Genomic DNA, 25391 nt, shown 5'->3' with positions numbered 1-25391 from the left:
TCCAATCACGCGAGTTACGCCTCCAATCACGCGAGTTCGCCTTCTGGACACGCGCCGGCAGTCCAGAACCGAACGACTAGCGTGACGGTATGGCTGCTCTTCCCCTCGCCCTCGTCACCGGCGCCACCCGCGGTATCGGCGCCGCGACCGCCCGCGCGCTCGCCCGGACCCACCGGTTGCTGCTCGGCGGGCGCGACGCCGATGCCCTCAGCGAACTGGCGGGCACCCTGCCCGAGGCGAAGCCGTGGCCGATCGACCTGACCGACGTCGAGGCACTGGAGACGGCGACCGCCGAAATCGGCGAGCTGGACGTGCTGGTGCACTCGGCCGGCGTGGCGCGGCTCGGCACGGTCGAGACCGCGACCGACTCCGACTGGCGGGCGAACTTCGAGGTCAACGTCCTGGGCGTCGTCACGCTGACCAGGTTGTTGCTGCCCGCTCTGCGTGCTTCCAAGGGGCACGTCGTCGTGATCAACTCGGGCGCCGGGCAGAACGCGCGGCCGGGTTGGGGGCCGTACGCGGCGAGCAAGTTCGCCGTCCGGGCCTTCGCCGACTCGCTGCGCGAGGAGGAGTCCGCGCTCCGGGTGACGTCGATCTACCCCGGCCGCACGGACACCGAGATGCAGCAGGCGATCGTCGCCGACGAGGGCCGCGCGTACGAGCCCGAACGGTTCCTGCGCCCCGAATCCGTCGCGGCCGCCGTCCTGGCCGCGGTCTCCGCCACCGGTGACGCGCACCCGACCGACGTGACCCTCCGGCCGCGCGGCCTGGTCTGACTCCCGTCCCGGGGGTCGAGGCTCGCCGCAGCCTCCCTTGGCCGTACCGCCAGCCCGTGCCTCGCGCCCGATGCCACATTGGGCGCGCGATCCGCGTTGTCCACAGCCCCCCGCCGTTGTGGACAACTAGCCCCTGACCAGCACTTTTCCACCGGCCCCAGCCCCCACCCCCGATAGACTGGCCTCGGGGCCGCCCCCTGGGACCAATGCCACTTACTTAGGGTAGGCAGCTGAGGTGTGGGCGTGGTTGCCGTTTTCGTGGCTGCTCGCGCGGTAGCGTCTGTGCCGTGGGTGTTGCGGGTGATTTGAGGTCGGTTATGTCCGATCATGGCCGGTTGACTGATGCTGTGGGGATCGGCGTGTTGACGCGGTTGTTGGATCGCGACTTGGTGGATGAGGCTATTGTCGCCTCGGGCCGCCAGGAAAAACGGGTCCGTTTGCTTCCTGCGCGAGTTGTGGTCTATTACGTGCTGGCATTGTGCCTGTTCTTTGGCGATAGCTATGAAGAGGTTATGCGTAAACTTGCGCATGGCCTTCGGATGGTGGGTTCATGGCGGAAAGATTGGGTTGTTCCCACGGTCGGCGCGATCTCTAAGGCGCGGATGCGGCTCGGCGAGGAACCGCTGCGCCTCTTGTTTGACCGGGTGGCCCTACCGATGGCGAAACGCTCGACGCCCGGCGCGTGGCTTGGCCGGCTCCGGATCATGGCAATTGATGGCGTGATTTTTAATCTCGCCGATACGGAGGACAACGAGCAGGGATTCGGGCGTTGCCGCGGCAAGAATCCTTCCCCTTTTCCGCAGGCACGGGTCGCTGCACTGGTGGAATGTGGCACGCACGCGGTGGTGGCCGCCGAGATCGACGCGTGGAAAGTGTCGGAAAGGGTTCAGGTCAAACGCCTGCTCAGGGCACTCGAGCCCGGGATGCTGGTGGTCGCGGACGCGGGCATCTACAGCTATGACCTGTGGAAATCAGCTGTTCAGACAGGCGCGGAGCTGATCTGGCGGGTCCGTGTCGATATCGACCTCCCGGTCGAGTCGGTCCTGCCGGACGGATCTTACCGTTCCCGGATCGGCGACCCTGAGATGAAACGTCACAATCGCGAATACGAACGGAAACGTCGTTCAAGTCGAGTGGCTGTGGACCTGATCGATGTCCGGATCATCGACTACAAGATCCCTGACCGGGACGGCAAATCGGAATTCATTCGCTTGATGACCACCATCCTGGATCCGGCCGAGGCGGCCGCGGCAGAAATCGCCGCAAGCTATCACGAGCGCTGGGAGGAGGAATCGGTGTTCGATGAGCTCGAAACCCATGTCCGAGGCGGATCAGGTGTGGTATTGCGGTCAAAACACACCGAAACCGTCCGGCAGGAAATCTGGGCACTCCTGTTGACTCATTACGCGGTCCGTCACCTCATGACAGAGGCAGCCGAGCAAGCCGATATCGACGTCGACAGGCTCTCCTTTATCCGGTCCTTCCGGGCTATCCGCCGCCAGGTCACCGACCAGGCGGCGTTTTCCCCCCGAAATACTGACCCAAGCAACTCAGGAAACGATCTCCGAGATACTCGAACGCCTTAATCGGCCGCGGCGACACCGCAGCTGCCCACGCGCTGTGAAGAAGGTCCAAAGCCGCTACAAAAAGAAAACCGGCCAACCAAGCACCCGTTACCCAGCGCCACCAACCGTCGTAATCCGTCAACCACGCCCAAGCGGCTCACACTCTAAGTAAGTGGCATTGCCCTGGGACGGGTGGGGGGCTGGGTAGGTGAGTCAAGAGCGCAGGCGGGCGGAGGTGTGGGCGACTTCGGCCTGCACCTTGGTGCGGTCCACCCGCAGCGGTTCGCCGTCGCCGACGACCTGTTCGCCCGCCACCCACACGTCGCGGACGCGGCGTGAGCCCGCGGCCCACACCAGGTTCGCGAGCAGTTGCTCGTCGGGCACGTCGATGCCGGTCGCGAAGGCAGGATCGTCGAGGTCGACGTGCACCATGTCCGCCCACCGCCCGGTTTCCAGCGCGCCGATGTCGGTCCGGCCCAGCGCGTCCGCGCCGCCGCGGGTGCCGAGCAGGAACGCGTCGGCCGCGGTCAGCACGGTCGAGTCGCCGGTCGCGAGCCGCGCGAACATCGCCGAGAGCTGCAGTTCCTCCCACAGGTCGATGTCGTCGTTCGACGCCGGGCCGTCCGTGCCGAGCCCGATGGCGACGCCCGCCTTCCGCAGCTCCGTCACCCGGGCGATGCCCGAGGCGAGTTTCGCGTTCGATCCGGGGCAATGCGCCATCCCGACGCCGCGAGCGGCGAACAGCGCGATGTCCTCGTCGGACAGGTGGATGGCGTGCGCGGCCAGCGTCCGGCCCCGCAGCATCCCGACCTTCTCCAGCAGCGCGGGCACCGAGCCGTGCGCTTCCCGCTGCTTGACGTCTTCGAGCGCCGCCTCGGCCACGTGGATCTGCACCAGCGCGCCACGCTCGGCCGCCGATTCCGCGGTGGCCCGCAGCGCTTCCTCGTTCAGCATGTACGCCGAGTGCGGCCCGTAGCCGACCTCGATCCGTTCGCCGGGGCCGAACCGGAGACCGTCGGTGTCGATCCAGCGTTCGATGCTCTTCAGCATCGCGCGCCAGTCCATCCCCGGCAGCTCCATGATCGGCGGGCCCAGCACCACCCGGCCACCGGTGGCGAGTACCGCGTCGGCGAGCTGCTCGCCTTCGAAGTACATCTCCGCGCTGGTCGTGACACCGTGCCGCAGCATCTCGATCGAACCCAGCATCATGCCGGTGCGGATGTCGGCGGGCTCCAGCTTCGCCTCGGCGGGCCAGATGATCTCGGTCAGCCACGGCAGCAGCGGCAGGTCGCCGCCCATCCCGCGCAGCAGCGTCATCGGGCTGTGCGCGTGCGCGTTGACCAGACCGGGCAGGAGGATGCCGCTCAACCGGGTCACGGGAGCGGACGTTTCGGGGGCCCCGGACAGGGGACCGACATGGGTGACGCGGCCCGTCTCGTCCACGTCGACCACGGCGTCACGCAGCATCGAGCAAGCGGGGTCGGCGGGGAGTACGACAGGAGCGTGGAAACGGCGTTGCATGAACCGAGCTTACGGTCAGTCCACGACGCCGCTCCGCCACGCCCACGCCGCGATCTCCACCCGGTTCCGCGCGCCGACTTTGCCCTGTACCGACGCCAGGTGCGTCTTCACCGTGGACAGCGACAGGAACAGCTCGGCCCCGATCTCGGTGTTCGTCAGCCCCTTCGCGGCCGCCTTGACCACGTCCAGCTCCCGCGCGGTCAGCGGCTCCGAAGGCGGCGTGACGTCGCGTTTCACCGTCCCGCCGTCGAAATGCTTCAGCAGCCGGACGGTGATCTGCGGCGACACCAGCGCGTCCCCGCGCGCGGCCGCGCGCACGGCTTCGATCAGCAGCGCGGGCCCGGCGTCCTTCAGCAGGAACCCGCTCGCACCGTTGCGCAGCGCGGTGTGCACGTACTCGTCGAGGTCGAACGTCGTGACCACCACGACCTTCAGCGGATCGGCCACGTCCGGGCCCGCCAGCTGCTTGGTGACCTCGAGTCCGTCGATCCCCGGCATGCGGATGTCCAGCAGGCAGACGTCCGGCCGCAGTTCGCGCGCCTTCGCCACCGCCGAGACACCGTCCGGCACGTCGGCGACCACCTCGATGTCGTCCTGCGCGTCCAGGATCATCCGGAAGCCGATCCGCACCATGTCCTGGTCGTCGGCGATCAATACCCGGATCACTCTTCTCCTTCAAGTGGTAGCCACGCTTCGACGCGCCATCCGCCGCCCGGCGCCCGCCCGGCGGAGAGCCGGCCGTGCAACAGGGCGACCCGTTCGCGCATGCCGATCAGACCGTAGCCGCCCGACCCGCCGGCCGGACGGCCCTGGGGCCCGCGTCCGTCGTCGGTCACCTGGAGGTGCAGTTCGTTCTCCTCCACCTCGGCGATGACCAGCGCCTCCTTCGCGCCGGACGCGTGCTTGCCGATATTCGTCAGCGACTCCTGCACCAGCCGCAACGCCGACCGCCCGACCTCGTGCGGCACGTTCGGCGGCAGTTCGAGCTTCATCGACGTCTTCACGCCGTGGTTCGACCGTTCGACCAGCGTCCGCAGGTCGGCGGCGAGATCGGTGGTGGCCTGTTCGCTGAACTCGCTGCTCCCGGCCGGGGCGTCACCGCGCATACTCCGCACGAGCCGCCGCATCGCCGCGAGCGCCTCCACCCCGGCGTCCTCGATCCGGCCCATCGCCTCGACCGCGACCTGCGGATTCTTCTCGCCCATCATCTTCGCCGCCTGCGCCTGCACGACGATCCCGGTGACGTGGTGGGCGACCACGTCGTGCAGTTCCCGCGCCAGCGCCATCCGCTCCGACGTCTGCGCGTCGCTGATCGCCGACTGGATGACCTGCGTGCGTTCCGAATCCCGGGACCGCAACGCCAGGCCGACCGCCACCGAGATGCCGAGCAGCAGCACCGCGGCCACGGCGAGGCCCGCGATCTCGTCCGGATCGGTCATCAGCGTCGGGGTCGGCCGCTTGGTGTTGAGGATGGACGCCATGGCGACCACCGCCGACAGCCCCGCGATCCGGGGCGCGGCCTTGCTCAGCCCGACCGCTCGGACCAGGGTGACGACCAGGCCCATCCCCGCGACGATCTGCGTCCCCGGCACCCCACCGGGCGTGGCGTAGTCGTAGCGGAGCCGGAGGAACGGCGTCACCAAAGCCGAAAGCAGCATGACCGCGGTGAGCGCGACCATCGCGTCGGCGGGCCGCCGCGGCGCCGCGATCGCGATGATCGCCGCGACGATCGAGCAGACCAGGATCGGGAAGCCGTGCGCCCCGCTCTCGTAGGTGAAGCCGAACTCCAGGATCAGCGCGATGCCCAGCATGCCGATGAGCGGCCATTGGCCCATCACCAGCTTGTTGAGCTTCTGCAGCTTCTCGTAGTTCTTCGGATGCGCCGTCCGGTCGCGTCCGGGGATCGCGAAGAGCAGCGTGCCGCCCAGCAGGATGCCGCCGAACAGCATCGCCTGCGCCATGGTGCCGTTCGACTCGCCGCCGGGGTAGTACCGGCCGGACACCGCGGTCAGCGTGGCCAGCACCAGGCCGGTGATCACGGCGAACGCGACACCCGGCCTTGTCCGGCGCGCGGCGTAGAACAGGACCTCGACCCCCGCGACCACCTCGGTGATGGACAGGTGTGCGAGCACGCTCGAGTAGGCCGGGATGTTGAAGTACCGGACGACCAGCGTGTACGCCACCAGCACGACCGAGGCCGCGACGGCGGCGACGGCGGCCCGCTTCTGCGCCCAGAGCGCGCAGAACACCATCCCGAAGATGCCGGGGAAGAGCAGGAGATCGATCCCGCGCCGGCCCGTGTCGTCGAAGGCGGCGTCGGTCACGAAGACCAGGTCGAAAGCGAGAGCGGCCAGCAGGACGACGGCGGGCATGCCGATACGTCGCGCGAGCGCACTCACCCGCGCGGGGAACTTGTTCTGGGCCGGACCTGCTGTCACACCGTGACGGTAGAGGATCCGCCGGCGTCCGCACCTTGGCCGACCGGCCCGAGCCGGGTCGGCCGATCGGCCGATGCGCGGGTGATCAGCACTGGCCGTCTGCCCGAAGTGGACACAGGCGGTTCACCGCGAAGCTCTTTCCCGAAGCAGAACACAAGTGACTGACTAGGGAGAATCACGGTGGTGGATCCACAGTGGACAGGGCAGCCGGTGCTTTCGGGCCGGGGGCTGGTGAAGCGGTACGGCACACAGCACGCGCTGGCCGGGATCGACATCGACATCCAGGCGGGTGACGCGGTCGCCATCGTCGGGCCCTCCGGCTCGGGCAAGACCTCCCTGCTGCACGTGCTCGCCGGGATCCTCCGCGCCGACTCCGGGCAGATCTTCCTGGCAGGCCAGCGCGTCGACCAGCTCAACGAGCGCAAGCGCAGCGAGCTGCGGCGCACCGAGTTCGGCTTCGTGTTCCAGTCCGGGATGCTCGTCGCCGAACTGAGCGCCGAGGAGAACGTCGCGCTGCCGTCGCTGCTGGGTGGCAAGGGCCGCAAGGAATCCATCGAGGCCGGCCGCGAATGGCTGGCGAAGCTCGGTCTCGCGGGCAAGGAGAAGCGCCGCCCCGGTGAACTCTCCGGCGGCGAGGCGCAACGCGTCGCGATCGCGCGGGCGCTGACGCACCGGCCGAAGGTGATCTTCGCCGACGAGCCGACCGGCGCGCTCGACACCCGCACCGGCCGCGCCACCATGGACGCGCTGCTCGCGGCGGCCGCCGACAGCGGTGCCGCGGTGATCGTGGTGACCCACGACCGCGAGCTCGCCGAAGCCATGCCGCGCACCGTCTCCATCCGTGACGGGCTGATCGCGACGAGGCTGGCCGCCTGATGACGCGCGGCAGGCAAATGGACTGCGGAGCGCGCTCCGGCCGTCAGGCCCCGCTATCACGGCGGCGGGGCGCCAATTACGACAACGTTCGAAAGCAGCATGTGTCGCGCCCCGGCGACGGGATCGCGGTCGCGCGCAAAATCGCGGAGGTATCGGCCTGATGAACAGCTTCCAGCTGGCCATGCGGGTGCTCCGGGTCGACCGCCGGACCCGCACTTCGGCCATCCTCACCGCGGTCGGGGTCGCCGTCGCGACCAGTCTGGTGCTCCTGCTCGCCTCCCTTCCCGGCGCCACGCAGGCCCGTTCGCAGCGGGCGATCTGGCAGGACATCGGCAGCTACTACTCCCAGTCCGGGGAGAGCCAGGGCCCGGCGCCGCTGCTGATGGCGGCCAACAAGGACTACTCGGGCGACCGCGAGATCACCCGCGTCGACATCGCCCAGACCGGCACTTCGCCGATGCTCAGCCTGCCGCCGGGCATCCCGCGGCTGCCCGCTCCCGGCGAGTCGATCGTCTCCCCCGAACTCGGGAAGCTGATCCAGTCGACGCCGCAGGCGCAGCTCGGAGACCGGTTCGGCAAACTCGTCGACGCGCTCGGCCCCGAATCGCTGATGTATCCGGAGCAGCTGGTCGCCGTCGTCGGCCACACCCCGGAGTCGATGCCGCAGACGGCGATGGCCGCGGACGGCTTCCCCAACAAGCAAGCGAAGCCGGACCCGCTGCTCGAACTGCTCGCCTGGGTCGGCGTGATCGTCCTGCTCGTGCCGAGCCTGGTGCTCGTCGCGTCTTCGGCCAGGCTCACCGCCGCCCGTCGTGAGCTGCGGATGGCGGCGCTCCGGCTGGCCGGCGCGACTCCCGGCCAGGTGACGAAGACCGTCGCCGCCGAGACGGCGTTGTCCGCCACCGTCGGCGCGCTGCTCGGCATCCTCGTGGCACCGGCGCTCCAAGGCTTCTCGACGTTCGTCCCGTGGGGCGGCGGAACCTGGCTCGCGTCGGACTTCAGCCTTTCGGTCGGCTCGACCATCGCGGTCGCCGTGGCGATCCCGCTGCTGGTCGTCCTCGCCGGGGTCCTCGGCATCCGCCGCGTGCTGAAGACGCCGCTGTTCGCGGCTTCGGCACACGCTCGCAAGCCACTGCACTGGTGGCGGCTGCTCGCGGTCCCCGTGGCCGGTGCGTTCTTCCTCTTCGCGATCACCCAGGACGACGCCAGCCTGCCGATGGTGATGCTCGGGCTGTTCCTGCTGGTCGGCTCGGCCGCGATCATCGGCCCGTGGGTCACCTCGGCGGTCGGCGGCACGTTCGTCCGGATCTGGCGCAAACCGGCGTCACTGCTGGCCGGACGCAGGCTCCGCGACGATCCGAAGAGTGCCTACCGTGCCACGGCGGGTGTCGTGCTCGCCGTCTTCACCGGTTCGATGGCGCTCACCCTGCTGCCCTCGTTCGAGTCGATGGCGGGCGGCGGCCGGACCTTCAAGGACAACGTCCTCTACGCCCAGACGGACGCGACCCAGGCGCAGCAGATCGCCGACCAGACCAACGCGTCGCTCGCCCGCAACGGGATCACCGAGAAGGCCATCTCGGTCGGGCAGGTCTACCTGTCCACCGGCGAACCGGGCACCCGCTCCCAGAACCTGAACCGGGCCTTCGTGATGACCTGCGAGGACGCCACGAAACTCCTGCGGGTGAATCTCGGTGGTTCCTGCCAGCCGGGTCCTGCGATCTACAGCAGGTACTCGATCAACCCGGCGGAGTACAGCGTGCTGTCGGAGTACGACAAGGCCGGTCCGCCGCTGGATCCGAAGGCTCCCGTGCATCTCTTCCCGTCCGGTGACGAGGACACGTACAGCACGATCGTCATCGACCCGGCCCTGGTGCCCGCGGGTGTCACGCCGGAGCGCTTCGACGTGATCGTGCCGACGACCCCGGAGAATGGCGAGGTCGTGCGGACCGCGCTGGTCGGGGCGGCACCCGGCCAGGAGGTCGGCAGCCGCGGCCTGCACCTGATCGGCCAGCAGCAGGAGCTCGGCGACCTTCGCCGGGTCACCGTCATCGGCCTGATCGCCGCCGGTGTGCTCGCCGGGTGCAGCGCGGCCGTGGCGACCGCGGGCTCGGTGATGGACCGCCGCCGCACCTTCGGGGCGCTCATCGCGGCCGGGACACCGGTCCGGGTGCTGGCGAGGGCGCTGCGGATGGAAGCGGCCCTGCCCGCGATGGTGGCCACCATCGGCGCGGGGGCGGTCGGGATCGGCGTCGGCATGGGGCTCTACAGCCTGGTCGAGAAGGACGCGGTCGTGCTGAGCCCGTGGCTGCTGGCACCCGTCGTGCTGGGAATCGGGGTGGCGTTGCTCGGGGCGTCCGTCTCGACCCCGGCGCTCAAGCGGGTGCAGTCGGAGCCTCTGGCCGACGAATAAAAGATTCGCCCGAATGGCGTCATGGCGCCTGGGCTGGCAGGTCTCGTGGGTGGAGTCGGTGGTGATCCACCCACGGGCCGGGTGCCCGGTCGTCTCTCTGTCGGGGGAGGGACGAACGGGCACCGGGGACGCGCAGGGGGCGTTCCAAGGTGCGGGGTGTGAAGGAAGGGCCGGTCAGGGACGTGGGGACGTCCTGACCGGCCCTTTCTGTGCGTCTAGACCCGCTCGAAGATCAGATCGTGCGAGATCCGGCCTTCGACGTCGGCGCGGTTCTCGAACTTCGTGATCGGCCGCCACTCCGGCCGCGGCGCCCAGCCGCCGGGCTCGCCGGCGTGACGGTTGCGCAGGAGCGGCTCGGCCGAGCAGACCTCCATCATCTGCTCGGCGTAGTTCTCCCAGTCGGTCGCCATGTGGAAGGTGCCGCCCGGCGCGAGCCGCGAGGCCACCAGCGAGACGAACTCCGGCTGCACGATCCGCCGCTTGTGGTGCCGCTTCTTCGGCCACGGGTCCGGGAAGAACAGCCGGACCCCGGCCAGCGAGCCCGGCTCCACGTGCGAGGTCAGCAGCACGACGGCGTCGCCGTGCATCATCCGCAGGTTCTTCACCCCGAGCTTCTCGGCGCGCAACATCAGCTGGCCGAGCCCCGGGTCGTAGACCTCGACCGCGACGTAGTTGAGTTCCGGCGCGGCGGCGGCGAGCTGGGACGTGGTCTCGCCCATACCCGAACCGATCTCCACCATGACCGGCGCCTGCCTGCCGAACCAGTCGTCGAAGTCCACCGGTCCTTCGGGCAGTTCGCCGACGGTGCGGCCGAGCGACGGCCAGAGTTCGTTCCAGGCTCGCTGCTGCCCGACGGTCATCCGGCCGCCGCGTTTGACATAGCTGACCACGCTGCGCATCCGTGGCTGGTCCTCGTTTTCCACCAGCCCATTAAACGCGGCGGCTGTGTTCACCGGCGAACCCGCGTCCGCGATCCCGTCGGCAGGGCGCTCGTCGGGAAGTGGCGGCACCTCGGGCGGCGGGCGCCCTGCCACCGCGATAGCGGGGCCTTCGGCCGGGCGGGTTCGGCTGTGGCTGGTTTCCGGAATACGCCTTCAGCTCCGCTTGCCAAGTTACCGGACCGCTTCGAACTCCCCCAGCCGCGAGCGCAGCCCCGCGAATCCGGCGACCGCGATCGGCGACGGCGTCGTACTGGAATGGGCGGGGAGCACGTCGATCCAGCCGTCGTGGCGGCTGGTGTTCAGCACCGTGGTCGGGATCGAATGCCCGGACGCTCCGCGTTCAGAGGGCATGAACTCCCAGTAACCGGATTCTCCGTCCGCGGCCCACGGGACGAATTCCCAGCCCGGCCGCCTGCCGAGCAGACCGGCGATGCGATCTTCGATGCGGAAACCGAGCTCCCGCGATTCGAGCCTGCCTTCCACGACGGCGCGAAGCCACCATGGCGCGGGGATTTCGCCGTGCATTCCACTGGACGCGCGGTACAGCGCGACAACGAGATCTTCGGGTGCGCGGTGCACCCAGGCGCGCCGGATATCGGCTGGCCGGGTCGCGGACGCGACCGTGCGAGGCAGTTCGATCGCCTGTGACCATTCGAGGTCGAGCATGGGCTCGAGGCGGGGCTGCATACTTTCCGTGCGGGCTTGCGGGATCATGCGTTCTACTCCCTGACCGGAATCCACCGTCAAGGATCACCTCCGGGGCCGAGAGCCGAAAAATAGGCTCATCCCGAGCATCGCCCGGTCTGGAACAGTATGTCCGCTCCGTGTGAGAGAAGCCACAGCCTCTTAACGTGGACTTAACTCCTTTGGCCGCGGTAAAAGCTCACGCATCCCTTCGATGGGTGATCATCAGCCCGGCCGCATAGACAATCACGCAGATGCCGCCGAAATAAGCCAAATAGCCCCACGGCCCCAACGGCGGTTCGAGTTTCAACATCGACACCGTGAGATCCGGCCCGGAAAACTGATTCGCCGCGAAGAACGGCATCCACTGGTAGATGTCGTCGCCGACTTTCGGAATCAGCACGACGAGTCCTTCGAGCACCTGCGTCCAGACCAGCGCGAACCCGAGCGCGAACGCGGGGCTGCGGAACAGCAGCCCGAGGCCGACGCCGAGCAGGCCGGTCAGGAAGAAGGTCAGGCCCTGGCCCGCCACCGCACGCCAGTCGGCGCCCGAAGCCAGGCCCAGGTCGGCGGCCGGTTTGATCAGGTACGCGACCGCCCAGGAGCCGAAGCCCACCAGCAGCCCGATCAGCCCGGAGAACACCCCGACGACGGCGCCCTTCGCCAGCAGGGCGGGCACGCGCGACGGCACCGCCTGGAAGGTGAGCTTCATCGTGCCCCAGTTGAACTCCGTCGCCGCCGCGAGGATGGCGAGGATCAGCACGACGGTGCGGCCGAGCGCGCTGGCGACCTGCGTCGAGTTGACGCCCGTCTGGCCTTCGAGCGGCACGAAGCCGAAGAAGAGCGCGGTGTAGGCCAGCGCGACCACCACCGCGATGGCCGCGCACCACCAGGGGGCGCGCGTGCTCAGCAGCTTGATCCGCTCCGCGCGGAGCATGTTCGCCGCGGTCATCGGGCCACCTCCGGTACGCCGGCGCCGTACTCGACGGCCTCGGCGGTGAGTTGCATGTACGCCTGTTCGAGCGAGCCGGTGAGCGGCTTCAGCTCGTGGAGGGTCGCGCCGGCGGCGAACGCGAGTTCGCCGATGGCGTCACTGTCCATTTCGGACACGACGAGCGCGCCGTCCTCCTCGCGGAACTCGGCGCCCTTGCCGGTGAGCGCCGTCCGCAGCTCGGGCAGATGCGGGCTGCGGACCCGCACGCCGAGGCCCTTCGCCCGGCCGACGAAGTCCTCCATCGTGCCCTGATAGATCAGCTTCCCGCGCCCGATCACGACGAGGTCCTGCGCGGTCTGCGCCATCTCCGGCAGCAGGTGGCTGGACACGAACACGGTGCGTCCCTCGGCGGCGAGCGCGTGCATCAGCTTCCTGATCCAGACGATGCCTTCGGGGTCGAGCCCGTTCACCGGCTCGTCGAACAGCAGCACCCGGGGGTCGCCCAGCAGCGCCGTGGCGATCCCCAGTCGCTGCGACATCCCGAGAGAGAACTGCCCGGCCCGTTTGCGGGCGACCGAGTCGAGCCCGACCAACCGGAGTACCTCGTCGACCCGTTTGTCGGGCAGGCCGTTGGTCGCGGCGATCCACCGGAGGTGTTCGCGCGCGGTGCGGCCGGGATGCCGCCAGGTGGCGTCGATCATGCCGCCGACCGTCCGAAGTGGATCACGCAGCTCGCGATAGGCGTGGCCGTCGATCGTCACCGTGCCCGACGTCGGGTTGTCGAGCCCGAGCATCATCCGCATGGTGGTGGACTTCCCCGCCCCGTTGGGGCCGAGGAACCCGGTCACCCGTCCTGCTTCGGCGGTGAAGGAAAGTCCGTCGACGGCGAGCTTGTCGCCGTAGCGTTTCGTGAGTCCGGTGGCCTCGATCATCAGCCCTCCCTTCAGTGGATTCCGACATTACGCGGGAAAGGACCGGGCTGCCCCCCGATAGGCGGCCCGGTCCTTGTTCCCCTTTTTCTCCCCGTCCGGATGCCTCACTCCCCCGAGCGGGGCATCCGGCTTTCTCCCCTGTGGAAGTTCTTACGCGTCGCGCTTGTTCGCGACGGCCAGCGAGATGGCCAACAACACCAGCGCGAAACCGGCGAAGTAGGCCAGCGATCCGGCCTGGCTCAACGGCGCTTCCGCCGCGGCGGGGCCCGAGCCGGTGAGGAAGCGGTCCGCGACGTGGAACGGCATCCAGTCGTAGATGTCCTTGCCGATCTTCGGGATGAGCTGGATCAGGTTCTCGACCGCGAGGGCGTAGATCAGCACGAGCGAGATGGCGCCGGCGCTGTGCCGGATCAGGATGCCGACGGCGATCGCGATCACCGAGGCGAGGGCGAACACCACGCCCACTCCGGCGACGCTGACCCACTCCGCGGTGGTGTTCAGCATGAGATCTTCCGGCCGCATGACCGACGCGAGGCCCCAGGCGCCGAACGCGGCGACCTCGCCGATCACGAGCGACAGGATCGCGACCACGCCGGTCTTGGCCAGCAGCGCCGCGGTGCGATTCGGCACGGCCTGGAAGGTGGTCCGGATGGTGCTGAAGCGGTATTCGGTGGTCACCGACAGCGCGGCGAGCACCATGATCACGGCCATGCCGAAGCCGTAGCCGAACTGGGTCAGGCTGACGTCGGTGAGTTCCCCGGCCGGGGCGGCACCGGAGACGATGGCGGCGAAACCGATCACGACCGCGAGTGCGGCCAGCGCGCACCACCAGGGTGAGCGGGTGGTGAACAGCTTGATGCGTTCCACGGCGAGCAGAGTCATGGCTTTTCTTTCCTCGAAGAGTGATCGGTTACCGGGCGGCGGTGACCACTTCGGCTGCTTCGGCTTCGAGACCGGTGTGGTACTCGACCGAGTCGCCGGTGATCTGCATGAAGGCCTGCTCCAGGGAGCCGGTCTGCGGGCTGAGCTCGTGCAGCACGATCTGGTTGGCCGCGGCGATCTCGCCGATCTTTTCACTGTCCAAACCGGACACCACGAGCGCTCGGTCGGCGTCGGTGACCTGAGCGCTCGCCTGCGTCAGCGCGGAGCGCAGCGCGGGAAGTTGCGGCGACCGGACCTTGACCGTGTTCTCGGCGGCCCGCGCCACGAAGTCCTCGGTGGAGGACTGGGAGATCAGCCGCCCCTTGCCGATCACGACCAGGTGGCTCGCGGTCAGCGCCATCTCCGAAAGCAGGTGCGAGGAAACGAACACCGTGCGGCCTTCGTCGGCCAGCCGGTGCATGAACTTCCGGATCCAGAGGATGCCTTCGGGGTCGAGGCCGTTGACGGGCTCGTCGAAGAGCAGGACCTCCGGGTCGCCCAGCAGTGCCGCCGCGATCCCCAGCCGCTGCGACATGCCGAGGGAGAATCCGCCGGCGCGCTTTCCGGCGACGCTGGTGAGCCCGACGATCTCGAGCACCTCGTCGACCCGGCTCTCCGCGATCTTGTTGGATTTCGCCATCCACCGCAGATGCGCCCGCGCCGACCGGTTGGGGTGCACCCACTTGGCGTCCAGCAGCGCGCCGACGGTCCGCAGCGGGTCTTTCAGTTCGCGGTAGAGCTTGCCCCCGATGCGCACCTGACCCGCGGTCGGGTTGTCCAGACCGAGGATCATCCGCATGGTCGTGGACTTGCCAGCCCCGTTGGGGCCGAGGAACCCGGTGACCTCCCCCGGCGCGACGGAGAAGGACAGGTCGTTCACCGCCAGTGTCTTGCCGTACCGCTTGGTGAGGCCCGCTGCCTCGATCATGTCTGCTCCCCTCGGCGACTGCGAGAACAATCGTCGTCCATGTGGGTGGCCGGGCGCGTCATCCTGAGGTGCCAACCTGATACCCGACCTGAGACGTAGCTTGCCGTCTTCCGGCGGCGTACGCGATCGGTGATACCCCTGAGAGTGACCCTGATTCGCCAGGGTTAATGAATCGTGGTTCAATAATGACATGGCGCGGCCCCGGAGCATCACCGACGAACGACTGCTGACCGCGGCGGGAACCGTGATCGGCATGGTCGGCCCGGGTTTCACGCTGGCCCAGGTGGCGGCGGAGGCCGGCGTCGCGGTCGGCACCGTGGCCCAGCGGTTCGGTTCGAAGAACGGTCTTCTGCTGGCGTTGAGCCGGTCGAACACGCGATCCGTCGTCGGGCTGATGCGGGAATGCGCCGAACTGGCCGATCCGGTGGAGGCGCTGCGCGCGGCGGTCGTCGTGGTCTACGAGGGCCTGGGCGACGCCGAGACCGCGGCGAACCATCTCGGGCAGCTGGGCGTGGACATCGGGGATCCGGAGCTGCGTGCCCTGCTCGGTGAACATTTCACCGCCGTGGAAGCGGAATTGCGGCGGCTGGTGCGCGTCGCGGCGCGTGACCTGCCGGGTGCGCCGGGTGTCGTCCGCGCGGCGCGGGTGCTGCTGGGGGTGGCGAACGGGGCCGCGCTGGACTGGTCGATCCGGCCGAAGGGCCGGATCGCCGAACGGATGGGGCAAGACGTGGACGCGGTGCTGACCGCGTGGAAGGGAGTGTCCTGAATGGAACAGAAGGTGGCCGTGGTCGCGGGGGCGACGCGGGGATGTGGCCGGGCGATCGCGGTGGAGCTGGGCAGGCTCGGCTGGACGGTGTTCGTCACCGGCCGGACGACGCGTGAGCACCAGTCGCCGATGAAGCGGTCGGAGACGATCGAAGACACCGCGGAGCTCGTGGACGCGGCGGGCGGCCGGGGGATCGCCGTCCGGACCGACTTCACCGTGGTGTCCGATGTGGACGCGTTGCGGGCGCGGATCGAGTCCGAAGTGGACGGGCGGATCGACGTACTGGTCGACGACGTCTGGGGCGGCGACCAGTACGCGGACTTCGAGGGGGCGTACTGGGACTCCAGCCTCGACGACGCGCTCACGCTGGTGCACAACGCGATCGACACGCATCTGATCGCGTTGCACCGGCTGCTCCCGCTGGTGGTGAAGCGGGAGGGCGGGCTCGTCCTCGAGGTCACCGATGGCGACCACGACGAGTACGTCGGCGCGGGGATCCCGTACTTCCTCGCGAAATGCGGCATCCGCGCGATCGGCAGGGCGCTCGGCGCCGAGCTGAAGAAGTACGGCTGCGTCGGCATGACCGTCACGCCGGGCTTCCTGCGTTCGGAAGCCATGCTCGACCACTTCGGGGTCACCGAGGAGACGTGGCGCGACGCGGTCGGCAAGTCCGCTCCGGTCGACTTCGCCATCTCGGAGACTCCGGCGTTGCTGGGGCGGGGTGTCGCGAAGCTGGCGACCGACCCGGAGGTCTCGCGGTTCGCGGGCAAGACGCTCGCGTCGTGGACGCTGATGAACGAATACGGTCTGACCGACGTCGACGGCTCACGACCCGACTTCGGCAAGTGGATGGCCGAAGTCCGGGACGCGGGCAAGGACCCGGAGACGGCGGAGCACGCCCTGTACCGCTGAGGCACCGGCCGCCGGCCCGTGTCGCGAAAGCCGCTTTCGGGACGTCTGACGTCGCGAAAGTGGCTTTCGCGACACGCCTCGACCATGGGCACCTAGCGGCACGTCAGCGGGCTGGTGAAGAACTCGCCCGCGCCTCCTTCGACGTTGCGAAAGCCACTTTCGCAACGTTGAAGGTTGCGAAAGTGGCTTTCGCAACCTTCCGTCCAGCGCCTGGCCGGGGAGCTACTTCTTCCCGGCCAGCACGTCCAGGTAGTGCTGGTTAAACATGACACCGAGGACGTTGCCGAACGGGTCGACGACGGCCGCGGTCACGAAGCCCGGCCCGCGCTCGATGACCGGCTCGTACTCCTTCGCGCCCTTCGCGAGCAGCTGCGAGAAGGCGTCCTCGACGTTGTCGACGGCCCAGTTCGCGATGGCCCCGCCGGGACCGGGCTGGGCCATCGGCGGCCGGAAGTCGCCGCGGACCAGGCCGAACTCGTGTTGGTAGTCGCCGATCCGGTACTCGACGTACGCCGGTGTCCCGTCGGGGCCGTTGCGGACGAAGTACGGCTCGATCCCGAAGAGATCCGAGTACCACTCGATCGCGGCGGCCATGTCGTCGGCGTAGAACGTGGTGGTGGTGAGACCTCGCAGCATTTCCTTCTCCTCAGGTAGTGGCTCTGAGGACAAGCATCCGCCGCAAAGTGCTCACCGAATGACCACTTTCCCGGCGAGGTCTCAGGAGACCCCGGGACGCGCCAGCCCGGTCTCGTAGGCGAGCACCACGGCCTGCACCCGGTCGCGCAGATCCAGCTTCGACAGGATCCGCCCGACGTGCGTCTTCACGGTCGCCTCGGAGAGGAACAGTGTCTCGGCGATCTCCAGGTTCGAAAGGCCCTTCGCGATCAGCACGAGCACCTCCCGCTCCCGTTCGGTGAGGACATCGAGCTCGGCCGCGTCCCGCATCGGCTTCCCGCCGCCGCCGACGAACCGGTCGAGCAGCCGCCGGGTGACCGACGGCGAGACCACGGCGTCGCCCGAAGCGACCGCCCGCAGCGCCGACACCAGGTGATCCGGCTGCGTGTCCTTCAACAGGAACCCGCTCGCCCCGCCCTGCAACGCCGAATAGACGTACTCGTCCAGGTCGAACGTCGTCATCACGAGCACCCGCGCCGTCCCGGCCTCGACGATCCGCTTCGTCGCCTCGACCCCGTCCAGCACCGGCATCCGGACGTCCATCAGCACGACGTCGGGCCGCAGTTCCTCGGCCAGCCGGATGGCCTGCGCGCCGTCACCCGCCTCGCCGACGACGTCGATGTCGGCCTGCGCGCCCAGGACCATCCGGAACCCGACGCGCATCAATTCCTGGTCGTCGACGACCACCACCCGTATCACGTCGCCAACCTAACCGGGAGCCTCGCGTGCACCTGCCACCCTCCACCGGGGGCGGGCCCGACCTCCAGCGTGCCGCCGAAGACGTTCGCCCGTTCCCTCATTCCGATCAATCCGTTCCCACCGGGGACGGTGAGTCTTCGTGGCGGCGCGGCGTGCTTCGCCGCCGCGGGCACCAGCTGTTTCGCGCGGCCGGCGCCGTCGTCGGTGACCTTGACGTCGATCACGTCCGCCTCCCGCCGCACCACCACCTCGGCCTGCGCGCCCTGGCCGGCGTGTTTCAGCGTGTTGGTCAGCGACTCCTGCACGATCCGGTACACGCCGAGGGACACCCCGGCGGGCAGCCCGCTCAGCGCGTCCGGCCCGATCGCCAGCGTCACCGGCACCCCCGCCTGCCGGATCCGGTCCGCGAGGTCGGTCAGCGCGCTGGCGTCCGGCTGCGGTACGCGCGGCTCGTCGTCGCCGTCGCTGCGGAGCACGTCCAGCAGCCGTCGCAGCTCGGCGAGCGCGCCGCGGCCGGTCTCCGAAATCGTCTGCAAGGCCCGTTTCGCCATCTCGGGATTCCCGTCGACCGCGTAGGACGCGCCGTCGGCCTGCACGACCATCACGCTCACCGCGTGCGCGACGACGTCGTGCAGCTCACGGGCGATACGTCCGCGTTCCTCGCCGACGGCGATCCTGGTCGCCTGGTCCCGTTCCGTCTCAAGTAGATGCAACCTGGCTTCCACCTCCTCGTGATAGGCGCGCCTCGCGCCGGCGAACTCGCCGAGCGTCCAGCACAGTGCGCTGGAGAACACGCCGATGATCGCCAGCACCCACACGTCCTCCGGCGGATCGACCCAAAGCTGGACCCCCGAGGTGACCAGCGTCGCCACCAGATACAGCAGCCCCTGTTTGCGGCCGACGTAGACCAGTACCGAGTAGATGCTGATCATCACGGCGAACGCGCTGGCGGCGCCCAGTTCCAGCGCGCCGTGCGGGATGCCGATCAGCAGCACCAGGTACGCCGACCACAGCGTCGCCTTCCGCCGGAAGACCAGCGGGGCGACCATCGCCATGTCCAGCGGCACCGTCACGTACCAGGGCGGCATCGGGACTTCCGGCGTTTCGGTCGCCGCCACGTAGACCAGCAGGTCGATCAGTAGCAGGACGACGGCGATGAGACTGTCCCCGGCCATGGGGTGGGCACGCATCCAGAGGCTCAACCGTCGCACCTGGTAACACTATGTCGGCCGGTGCCGCTCGCGCGTCGGTCGCCGGTACCACCTTCGGTGCGACCCGAGGATGAGCGGCATGGCACGATTCCCCTCGGTGTGCTCGACGACTGGGAGGGGTGGGCACCGTGACCTCAGCGACGGAGCAGGGCCGTCTCGCCGGCCCGCTGTCGATGTCGGTGGCGAACCTCTGCCACCGCCTCCAGCCCCAGGTGTCCGCGCGGACCGCGGCCGGCTTCGCCGAAGTGCTGCGGCGCTTGGGTGGCCCGCTGCAGGTCGCGGTCGCGGGCCGGATCAAATCGGGGAAGTCCACCCTGGTCAACGCCCTGATCGGACGCCGGGTCGCGCCGACCGACGTCGGTGAGTGCACCCGGCTGGTGACCAGGTTCCAGTACGGCACGGTCGACCGCGTCGAGATCGTCTTCAACGACGGCCGCAAACAGGTGCTGCCCTTCTCCGCCGACGGGATGATCCCGGCCGAACTGGGCATCGACATCGACAAGGTCTCGCATATCGAGGCGTACCTCACCAACGCGGTCCTGCAGGGCATGACCGTCATCGACACCCCGGGCCTCGGCTCGCTCGACGCCGCTTCGGTGTCGCGGACCGAGGAGCTGCTGGGCGCGGCGAAGCACCGCAAGCCCGAAGACGACGAAGAGGATGAAGAAGGCTCCGACGAGCTGGACGACACCTCGCGCAACGCCGTCGCGGGCGCCGAAGCCGTGCTTTACGTGGTCACCCAGGGCGTGCGCGCCGACGACCAGCAGGCGCTCGCCGCGTTCACCGCCGCGACCGCGAGCCGCGAGGCAGGCCCGGTCAACGCGATCGCGGTGCTCAACAAGGCGGACACCATCGCGCCGGAGTCGGTCGAAGGCTCGGGCGGCGACGTGTGGAAGGCCGCGACGCTCCTGTCGGAGAAGCAGGCCGCGACGCTGAAGCCCCGTGTCGCGGACGTGCTGCCGGTGATCGGGCTGATCGCGGAGTCGGCCGAGTCCGGCGGGTTCACCTCGCCCGACGCCGAAGCGCTGCGCCAGCTGGCCGAGATGGACGACGACATCCTCGAGACCATGCTGATCTCGGCGGACATCTTCACCAGCTGGGAATGCGACGTCGCGGCGGGCACCCGGCTGCGACTGCTGGAGAAACTGGACCTGTTCGGCGTCCGGTACGCCGTCGAGGCGATCCGGAAGGAACCGGAGATCACCGCGGGCTCGCTGCGGCGGAAGCTGCTCGACGCCTCCGGGCTCGAAGCCGTCCGCCAGCGGCTGAGCATCGTCTTCGCCGCCCGCGCCGACGGCATCAAGGCGGCCGCCGCGCTGGCCTCGGTCACCGCGCTGGCCCACGCGTCCGGCGACCCGGCCGAACGGCAGCGCGTCCACGACGCGATCGAGGTCCTGCTCGCCAAGCCCGAGGCGCACCAGCTGCGGCTGCTCGAAGCGCTCACGCTGGTCGCGTCCGGCGCGGTCGACATGCCCGAGGACCTGTCCGAGGAGGTCCTGCGGGTCGGCAGCAACGCCGACATCGGCGCCCAGCTCGGCAAGCCGGGTGCTCCGCGCGCCGAGCTGGCGGCCCACGCCCTGGAGCGGGCCGGCTGGTGGCGTTCCTTCGCGTCCTTCGGTGCGACGCCCGCCCAGAGCCGCGTCGCGCACGTCGTGCACCGCGCGTACTTCCTCATCTGGCAGCAGATCCGGGACTGACCCCCCGCGCATTTAGTCGACTACTTGCCTGGAAGCCTTCCGGCGCCTGACCGCGGCCGGGGCAAGTAGTCGACTAAATGCGCGGATTGATAAACCGAGCGCTCGGTCTAATAATGGGCGCATGGAAACGATCGTCGACGAGCCCCAGTGGCTGCGCACGGCCTCCTGGATCGGCTGCCCGCTCGCCGGGGCCGCGCTCGGCTGGTTCCTCCACTCGATCTCGGGCTGGGTGGCGTCACTGAGCTGGATCCCGTTCAAGGGCCCCTTCAAGCTCGCCTCGGAGATCCCCCAGCCCTGGGGCACGGTCACCGGGATCGGCGCCGGCCTGGTCCTCGGGCTGTTCTTCGCCGCGGTCTGGGCGCACGAGCGGCTGATCGTCAAGGTGACGCCGACCCGCGTCACGCTGACCACCAAGGGCCGCAGCCGCGCGTACGAAGCCGAGCTGGAGGCCGTCTTCTTCGACGGCAAGGAGCTCGTCCTGCTCGCCGCGGACGGCCGGGAGCTGGTGCGGCAGAAGGGCGACGTCGACCGCAAGGCCGTCGCCAAGGCCTTCCTCGACCACGGCTACCCGTGGCACGCCGAGCCGCCGGCGGTGAAATGAGGACGGTCGACCCGGCCAAGCACGAGGCGAAACGCCGCGCCATCCTCGACGCCGCCGCGGGCTGTTTCGCGATGAAGGGTTTCGAGAAGACGACGACGGCGGAGATCTGCCGCGCCGCGGGGATCAGCACCGGCAGCCTGTTCCACTACTTCCCGAACAAGCGCGCGGTGTTCGTCGGCATCTTCGAGCAGGACGCCGACGAGACCGCCGCCCTGCTCACGGCCGCCGAAGAGATCGAGGATCCGGGGGAAGCCATCCTCCAGGTCGTCACCCACGTGTCGGAACAGCTTCTGCACCCGGTCATCGCGAAGCTCGTCCTCGAGGTCGCCGCGCAGTGTTCCCGCGACGCCGAGCTGGCCAGGCTCATCCAGGGCAACGACCGCGCGCTGCGCGACGGTCTCGTCGCACTGGTGACACGGGCGATGGACGCGGGCCGGATCGACCCCGGTTTCGATCCGGAGACGGTGGGCAGCTGGCTCGTCGCCTTGGTCGACGCGCCACTCTCCCGCGTGATTCTGGAGCCGGACCTCGATCCGGCGGCGGAACTCGCGGTGATGAAGGAGCTGATCGTCAGATTCCTCCGTCCCGTTCTGCCGATTTCGCCCCCGGCCGTCGGGCCCGTGCCCGACACTGGTGAAATCTCCCCGGGCTGATCGGTAGGCCCGGGACACCAGTTACGGGGGGTCGATTCGGGTGGGTGCCTGGCTGCGCAAGAAGGCGGTCGAAGTGGAGAATCCGGACGACGTGCCGACCGGCCAGATCTCGGCGGCGATCATCGCCGAAGCGGACGGCGAGATTTCGCCGTCCGAGGGAACCGAGGCCGTCGAAGCCGCGTCGAACACCGATGTGGAGTCCACGACCACGGGTCCGGCCGACCTCGAACAGGCTCTCGCCGACAGGCAGACACTGATCCAGCTGTGCCTGTACGCCCTTGATCGCGCGCGCAGCGGCGGCGTCGTCGAGCGGCTCGAACACGGTCTCGCCGGGATCGGCGTCCGTGCCCTGCGCCCCGACGGTGAACGGTTCGACCCCGCCGTGCACGAGGCGGGCGGCGCGGTCGCGACCGAGGATCCGGCGCTCGAAGGGCTCGTCGCGGAGACCGAGGTGGTCGGGTTCGCCGATCACGAGCGGGTCCTGCGCGCGCCGATCGTCATCGTCTACGCGAAGAAGGCCCAGTGACCGCTCCGAGCGCGGCGGCGAATCTCCCGGCGGTCGTGAAGAGCACCCGCGAGCAGCTGCTCACCGTCGTCCGCGAAGCCGATCCCCAGGCCGCGAAATGGGTCGAGGACATCCGGAAGGCGCGGCCGAAGAAGCCGTCGGTCGTGGTGGTCGGCGAGACCAACCGCGGCAAGAGCTCGCTCGTGAACGCGCTCCTGTCCATGCCGGGACTGTCCCCTGTGGACGCCGACGTCGCCACCGCGACCTATCTCGTCTTCGAGCACGCCGAGCAGTGGTCCGCGCAGGCCTGCTATCCGGGCCAGCTGGCGCCGGTGCCGATCAACCTCAACGACCTCATCCACTGGGTCTCGGCCGCGCACGAGCTGCCGGAAGGGCAGATCCCGCCGCGCTACGTCGAGGTCTCCGGCCCGGTCCCGCTGCTCGAACGAGTGTCCATTGTGGATACCCCGGGCGTCGGCGGGCTCGACTCGATGCACGGCGAACTGGCGAAGGAGGCCGCCGCCGGCGCCACCGCGCTGCTGTTCGTCGTGGACTCCTCGTCGCCGTTCACCGCGCAGGAGCTGCAATTCCTGCACGACATGGGCGAACGCGTCGAGACCGTGCTCTTCGCCCTGACCAAGACCGACCAGTTCCGCGGCTGGCGCGAGGTCCTCGAAGCCGACCGGCGGCTGCTCGCCGAGCATGCCCCCCGGTTCGCCGACGCGGTGTTCCACCCCGTTTCCGCGCGGATGTTCGAGACGGCGGCCAAGGCCCCGAACGAGCAGATGGCCACGATGCTGCGCGAGAAGGCCGGGATCGCCGCGTTGCAGGGCGCGTTGCAGGAGATGCTGGTCGGCCGCTCGGCGATGCTGGGCGAGGCCAACACGCTGCGCGCGCTGTCGAGCGCGCTCGGCGAGCTCAAGGCGAAACTCCAGGCGGAAAGCCGCGCGCTGTCCGCCGGCGAGGCCGAGGCCGAGCAGCTGCGCCAGCGCCGTGACGACCTGACCACCGAACGCCGGTCTTCGACACGGGGCTGGCAGCTGAAACTGCGCGCGGAGATCCAGCGGACCCGCGTCGAGGTCGGGCACGAGACCAGCAGGCAGATGCGCGACGCGTCGACGCATTTCCGGCAGCTGATCGACGGCGCGAAACGGGACGCCCTCGCCGCGCTGCCCCAGCAGGTCGACATCGCGTTGCAGACGACGTCGCAGCGGATCTCGATGCTGCTCTCGCAGCGGCTCAACCAGGTCACCAACGTCGCGCTTTCGGAGCTGTTCTCGCCCGAGGAGCTCGAAATCATCCGCGGCCAGTTCGCCAGGGCGGGCGGCCCGCCGGTCGTCCTGCGCCCACCGGACAAGAAACCGCCGACGGCCGAGGACAAACTGCTCATCTTCATGGGGGTTTCCGGCGGTCTCGGCGCCGGGAAGGTCGCCGCGCTGCCGCTGGCGGGGGTCGCGATCCTGAACCCGGTGATCCTGCCGGCCACGATCATCATCGGCCTCGGTGCCGGCTGGTGGATGGCGCGGACCCGCAAACACGCGTCCGACAAGCAGCATATGAAGCAGTGGCTGGTCGAGGCGATCGCCGACGCGCGGTCCACGCTGGACCAGCTCGTCGCGGAGCAGCTGATCGAGGCCGAACAGCAGCTGTCGATGGCGCTCGACGAAGCCCTCGGCCGCCGCATCGACGCGATCGAGGCGGAGCTGAAGGAAGTCGACAAGACGATCAAGATGGGCGCGCAGGAACGGGCGAAGAAGATCTCCGTCGTCGCGAAGCGCCTGAAGGACGTCTCGGACGGCCGAGACCGCGCCGAGGCGCTGCTCGGTCGCATTCGGTCACTGCGCGACACCTGACCCGGGTGGCCGGTGTTGTGGACCGGAACCGAACCGGCCTACGGTGAGTCATAAGCTTCGACACACCAGCAGGTCAACGAGGGGGTTATCCCATGTGGGTCGACGAGAGCGGCGGCACGGACACCGAGTCGGGCTCCACCGAAGCGGTCACCGTCCACGTTGACGGCGAGGAGTACCAGGCCGAGCTCAACTACGACCTCGACAAGGACGGCGTCAACGACGCCGCGGTCATCCAGCACGAGGACGGCACCGGCCAGGCGTTCGTCGACACCGACGGCGACGGCGAGGCCGACCAGTACGCGGTGCTCGACGAGAACGGCAAGGTCGTCCAGGAGGCCGTCTACGACGAAGCCTCCGGCTCCTGGGTCGAGGCCGGTGGCGGCGGCAACGACGACGGCTCCGACGCGGGCACGAGCGGCACCATGCACGCCGACATGCCCAGCGGCGACGTCGAGGTCGGCCCGCCGACCATCGACACCGACGGTGACGGAACACCCGACACCGCCGTCGTCCAGACGGAGGACGGCCGCACGATCGCCTTCACCGACAAGGACGGCGACGGCAGCGCCGACATCGCGGTGGAGACCGACGCTTCCGGCAACTCCAAGACCTACGAGCACACCGGCCCCGGCCAGTGGACCGAGGTCGGCAGCGGCCTGGTCAGCAACGACATCGACTCGGCCTTCACGAGCGCTCCGGCGGCCGGAGGCGACACCGCGGCCGACCCGGCGGGCGACGCGGCGTGGGGTGGCGCGGGCACGGAAACACTCGAAGGTGTGGCGAAGATCGATTCCGCCACCGGTCAGTGGATCAGCCCCAACTGATTCCGAAAATGGCCTGGACCAATACAAGAATGGTCCAGGCCAATTCGGAGCGGCAATTCCTGTAAT

24 protein-coding genes are annotated in these 25391 nt (G+C 69.1%); 12 read left to right on the top strand and 12 right to left on the bottom strand.

Annotation, left to right across the window (positions count from 1 at the left end; translation table 11 throughout):
• Positions 1 to 89: 89 nt before the first annotated feature.
• Positions 90 to 776, top strand: a complete 687-nt coding sequence (locus tag ACZ3HL_RS15070; RefSeq protein WP_465531423.1) for an SDR family oxidoreductase — start codon at positions 90 to 92, stop codon at positions 774 to 776.
• A 317-nt stretch (positions 777 to 1093) separates the two neighbouring features.
• Positions 1094 to 2362 carry an IS4 family transposase gene (locus tag ACZ3HL_RS15065; RefSeq protein WP_465531635.1) on the top strand — a complete coding sequence of 423 codons (1269 nt, stop codon included), beginning with the start codon at positions 1094 to 1096 and terminating at the stop codon, positions 2360 to 2362.
• A gap of 192 nt (positions 2363 to 2554) precedes the next feature.
• Here the strand turns inward: ACZ3HL_RS15065 and ACZ3HL_RS15060 are convergent, their stop codons facing one another.
• Genes ACZ3HL_RS15060 through ACZ3HL_RS15050 form a run of 3 tightly spaced genes read right to left on the bottom strand, consistent with a single transcriptional unit; the run spans position 2555 to position 6300 of the window.
• The gene (locus ACZ3HL_RS15060; protein WP_465531421.1) at positions 2555 to 3862 is read right to left on the bottom strand and encodes an amidohydrolase family protein; all 1308 of its coding nucleotides are present in this window, start codon (positions 3860 to 3862) and stop codon (positions 2555 to 2557) included.
• Between the two features lie 15 nt (positions 3863 to 3877).
• Positions 3878 to 4528 carry a response regulator gene (locus tag ACZ3HL_RS15055; protein ID WP_126737430.1) on the bottom strand — a complete coding sequence of 217 codons (651 nt, stop codon included), beginning with the start codon at positions 4526 to 4528 and terminating at the stop codon, positions 3878 to 3880.
• The gene (locus ACZ3HL_RS15050; protein ID WP_465531419.1) at positions 4525 to 6300 is read right to left on the bottom strand and encodes a sensor histidine kinase; all 1776 of its coding nucleotides are present in this window, start codon (positions 6298 to 6300) and stop codon (positions 4525 to 4527) included. Before ACZ3HL_RS15050 ends, ACZ3HL_RS15055 begins: the two co-directional genes overlap by 4 nt.
• A 180-nt stretch (positions 6301 to 6480) precedes the next feature.
• On the opposite strand from ACZ3HL_RS15050, the gene ACZ3HL_RS15045 reads away from it, so the two are divergent.
• Entirely contained in the window at positions 6481 to 7176 is a 696-nt protein-coding gene (locus tag ACZ3HL_RS15045) for an ABC transporter ATP-binding protein (RefSeq protein WP_016338261.1), read from the top strand.
• A 160-nt stretch (positions 7177 to 7336) separates the two neighbouring features.
• Positions 7337 to 9586 (top strand): FtsX-like permease family protein, encoded by a 2250-nt coding sequence (locus tag ACZ3HL_RS15040; RefSeq protein ID WP_465531417.1) that lies wholly within the window; start codon positions 7337 to 7339, stop codon positions 9584 to 9586.
• Between the two features lie 215 nt (positions 9587 to 9801).
• Here ACZ3HL_RS15040 and trmB read toward each other — a convergent pair whose 3' ends face one another.
• The 6 genes from trmB to ACZ3HL_RS15010 all read right to left on the bottom strand — a co-directional run bounded on the left by trmB (position 9802) and on the right by ACZ3HL_RS15010 (position 14926).
• Positions 9802 to 10485 carry a tRNA (guanosine(46)-N7)-methyltransferase TrmB gene (gene trmB, locus ACZ3HL_RS15035; RefSeq protein ID WP_465421452.1) on the bottom strand — a complete coding sequence of 228 codons (684 nt, stop codon included), beginning with the start codon at positions 10483 to 10485 and terminating at the stop codon, positions 9802 to 9804.
• A 213-nt stretch (positions 10486 to 10698) separates the two neighbouring features.
• Positions 10699 to 11241: a hypothetical protein gene (locus ACZ3HL_RS15030; protein WP_465421302.1), complete on the bottom strand. Its 543-nt coding sequence runs from the start codon at positions 11239 to 11241 to the stop codon at positions 10699 to 10701.
• A 169-nt stretch (positions 11242 to 11410) separates the two neighbouring features.
• Positions 11411 to 12163, bottom strand: a complete 753-nt coding sequence (locus ACZ3HL_RS15025; protein ID WP_465421304.1) for a hypothetical protein — start codon at positions 12161 to 12163, stop codon at positions 11411 to 11413.
• Positions 12160 to 13077, bottom strand: a complete 918-nt coding sequence (locus ACZ3HL_RS15020; protein WP_465421306.1) for an ABC transporter ATP-binding protein — start codon at positions 13075 to 13077, stop codon at positions 12160 to 12162. The genes ACZ3HL_RS15025 and ACZ3HL_RS15020 overlap by 4 nt, the downstream gene beginning before the upstream one ends.
• 150 nt (positions 13078 to 13227) lie before the next feature.
• Positions 13228 to 13959 (bottom strand): ABC transporter permease, encoded by a 732-nt coding sequence (locus ACZ3HL_RS15015; RefSeq protein WP_465531415.1) that lies wholly within the window; start codon positions 13957 to 13959, stop codon positions 13228 to 13230.
• Between the two features lie 28 nt (positions 13960 to 13987).
• The gene (locus ACZ3HL_RS15010; protein WP_465531413.1) at positions 13988 to 14926 is read right to left on the bottom strand and encodes an ABC transporter ATP-binding protein; all 939 of its coding nucleotides are present in this window, start codon (positions 14924 to 14926) and stop codon (positions 13988 to 13990) included.
• Positions 14927 to 15116: 190 nt separating this feature from the next.
• On the opposite strand from ACZ3HL_RS15010, the gene ACZ3HL_RS15005 reads away from it, so the two are divergent.
• On the top strand, positions 15117 to 15695 hold the full coding sequence (locus tag ACZ3HL_RS15005) for a TetR/AcrR family transcriptional regulator (protein ID WP_465421312.1): 579 nt from the start codon (positions 15117 to 15119) through the stop codon (positions 15693 to 15695).
• Positions 15696 to 16607: an SDR family NAD(P)-dependent oxidoreductase gene (locus ACZ3HL_RS15000; RefSeq protein ID WP_465531411.1), complete on the top strand. Its 912-nt coding sequence runs from the start codon at positions 15696 to 15698 to the stop codon at positions 16605 to 16607.
• 222 nt (positions 16608 to 16829) lie between these two features.
• Here the strand turns inward: ACZ3HL_RS15000 and ACZ3HL_RS14995 are convergent, their stop codons facing one another.
• The 3 genes from ACZ3HL_RS14995 to ACZ3HL_RS14985 form a co-directional block, all read right to left on the bottom strand.
• Positions 16830 to 17243 carry a VOC family protein gene (locus tag ACZ3HL_RS14995; protein ID WP_465531409.1) on the bottom strand — a complete coding sequence of 138 codons (414 nt, stop codon included), beginning with the start codon at positions 17241 to 17243 and terminating at the stop codon, positions 16830 to 16832.
• 81 nt (positions 17244 to 17324) lie between these two features.
• Positions 17325 to 17981 carry a response regulator gene (locus tag ACZ3HL_RS14990; protein ID WP_037307422.1) on the bottom strand — a complete coding sequence of 219 codons (657 nt, stop codon included), beginning with the start codon at positions 17979 to 17981 and terminating at the stop codon, positions 17325 to 17327.
• Positions 17978 to 19171, bottom strand: coding sequence for a sensor histidine kinase (locus tag ACZ3HL_RS14985; protein WP_465421454.1), 1194 nt, complete (start codon positions 19169 to 19171; stop codon positions 17978 to 17980). Before ACZ3HL_RS14985 ends, ACZ3HL_RS14990 begins: the two co-directional genes overlap by 4 nt.
• A 194-nt stretch (positions 19172 to 19365) precedes the next feature.
• Between ACZ3HL_RS14985 and ACZ3HL_RS14980 the strand changes: the two genes are divergently transcribed.
• The 6 genes from ACZ3HL_RS14980 to ACZ3HL_RS14955 all read left to right on the top strand — a co-directional run bounded on the left by ACZ3HL_RS14980 (position 19366) and on the right by ACZ3HL_RS14955 (position 25325).
• Positions 19366 to 20889 (top strand): dynamin family protein, encoded by a 1524-nt coding sequence (locus tag ACZ3HL_RS14980; RefSeq protein WP_465421456.1) that lies wholly within the window; start codon positions 19366 to 19368, stop codon positions 20887 to 20889.
• A 121-nt stretch (positions 20890 to 21010) separates the two neighbouring features.
• Entirely contained in the window at positions 21011 to 21490 is a 480-nt protein-coding gene (locus tag ACZ3HL_RS14975; protein ID WP_465531407.1) for a YqeB family protein, read from the top strand.
• Positions 21487 to 22143, top strand: a complete 657-nt coding sequence (locus ACZ3HL_RS14970; protein ID WP_465531405.1) for a TetR/AcrR family transcriptional regulator — start codon at positions 21487 to 21489, stop codon at positions 22141 to 22143. Before ACZ3HL_RS14975 ends, ACZ3HL_RS14970 begins: the two co-directional genes overlap by 4 nt.
• A 40-nt stretch (positions 22144 to 22183) precedes the next feature.
• Entirely contained in the window at positions 22184 to 22669 is a 486-nt protein-coding gene (gene grpE / locus ACZ3HL_RS14965; RefSeq protein WP_465421324.1) for a nucleotide exchange factor GrpE, read from the top strand.
• Positions 22666 to 24501, top strand: coding sequence for a dynamin family protein (locus tag ACZ3HL_RS14960; protein ID WP_465531403.1), 1836 nt, complete (start codon positions 22666 to 22668; stop codon positions 24499 to 24501). Before grpE ends, ACZ3HL_RS14960 begins: the two co-directional genes overlap by 4 nt.
• A gap of 92 nt (positions 24502 to 24593) precedes the next feature.
• Entirely contained in the window at positions 24594 to 25325 is a 732-nt protein-coding gene (locus ACZ3HL_RS14955; protein ID WP_465531401.1) for a DUF6802 family protein, read from the top strand.
• Positions 25326 to 25391: the final 66 nt, after the last annotated feature.

This window comes from Amycolatopsis sp. NPDC000009 (genome assembly GCF_055563465.1).
The sequence above is the reverse complement of the archived record's forward strand: the minus strand, read 5'-3'. Positions and strand labels throughout refer to the sequence as shown.

Bases quoted from the DNA above. Each gene is read 5' to 3' on its own strand.
- ACZ3HL_RS15070 (WP_465531423.1), top strand. From the start codon at position 90: ATGGCTGCTCTTCCCCTCGCCCTCGTCACCGGCGCCACCCGCGGTATC.
- ACZ3HL_RS15065 (WP_465531635.1), top strand. From the start codon at position 1,094: ATGTCCGATCATGGCCGGTTGACTGATGCTGTGGGGATCGGCGTGTTG.
- ACZ3HL_RS15060 (WP_465531421.1), bottom strand. From the start codon at position 3,862: ATGCAACGCCGTTTCCACGCTCCTGTCGTACTCCCCGCCGACCCCGCT.
- ACZ3HL_RS15040 (WP_465531417.1), top strand. From the start codon at position 7,337: ATGAACAGCTTCCAGCTGGCCATGCGGGTGCTCCGGGTCGACCGCCGG.
- trmB (WP_465421452.1), bottom strand. From the start codon at position 10,485: ATGCGCAGCGTGGTCAGCTATGTCAAACGCGGCGGCCGGATGACCGTC.
- ACZ3HL_RS15030 (WP_465421302.1), bottom strand. From the start codon at position 11,241: ATGATCCCGCAAGCCCGCACGGAAAGTATGCAGCCCCGCCTCGAGCCC.
- ACZ3HL_RS15025 (WP_465421304.1), bottom strand. From the start codon at position 12,163: ATGACCGCGGCGAACATGCTCCGCGCGGAGCGGATCAAGCTGCTGAGC.
- ACZ3HL_RS15020 (WP_465421306.1), bottom strand. From the start codon at position 13,077: ATGATCGAGGCCACCGGACTCACGAAACGCTACGGCGACAAGCTCGCC.
- ACZ3HL_RS15015 (WP_465531415.1), bottom strand. From the start codon at position 13,959: ATGACTCTGCTCGCCGTGGAACGCATCAAGCTGTTCACCACCCGCTCA.
- ACZ3HL_RS15010 (WP_465531413.1), bottom strand. From the start codon at position 14,926: ATGATCGAGGCAGCGGGCCTCACCAAGCGGTACGGCAAGACACTGGCG.
- ACZ3HL_RS15005 (WP_465421312.1), top strand. From the start codon at position 15,117: ATGGCGCGGCCCCGGAGCATCACCGACGAACGACTGCTGACCGCGGCG.
- ACZ3HL_RS15000 (WP_465531411.1), top strand. From the start codon at position 15,696: ATGGAACAGAAGGTGGCCGTGGTCGCGGGGGCGACGCGGGGATGTGGC.
- ACZ3HL_RS14995 (WP_465531409.1), bottom strand. From the start codon at position 17,243: ATGCTGCGAGGTCTCACCACCACCACGTTCTACGCCGACGACATGGCC.
- ACZ3HL_RS14985 (WP_465421454.1), bottom strand. From the start codon at position 19,171: ATGCGTGCCCACCCCATGGCCGGGGACAGTCTCATCGCCGTCGTCCTG.
- ACZ3HL_RS14980 (WP_465421456.1), top strand. From the start codon at position 19,366: ATGTCGGTGGCGAACCTCTGCCACCGCCTCCAGCCCCAGGTGTCCGCG.
- ACZ3HL_RS14975 (WP_465531407.1), top strand. From the start codon at position 21,011: ATGGAAACGATCGTCGACGAGCCCCAGTGGCTGCGCACGGCCTCCTGG.
- ACZ3HL_RS14970 (WP_465531405.1), top strand. From the start codon at position 21,487: ATGAGGACGGTCGACCCGGCCAAGCACGAGGCGAAACGCCGCGCCATC.
- ACZ3HL_RS14955 (WP_465531401.1), top strand. From the start codon at position 24,594: ATGTGGGTCGACGAGAGCGGCGGCACGGACACCGAGTCGGGCTCCACC.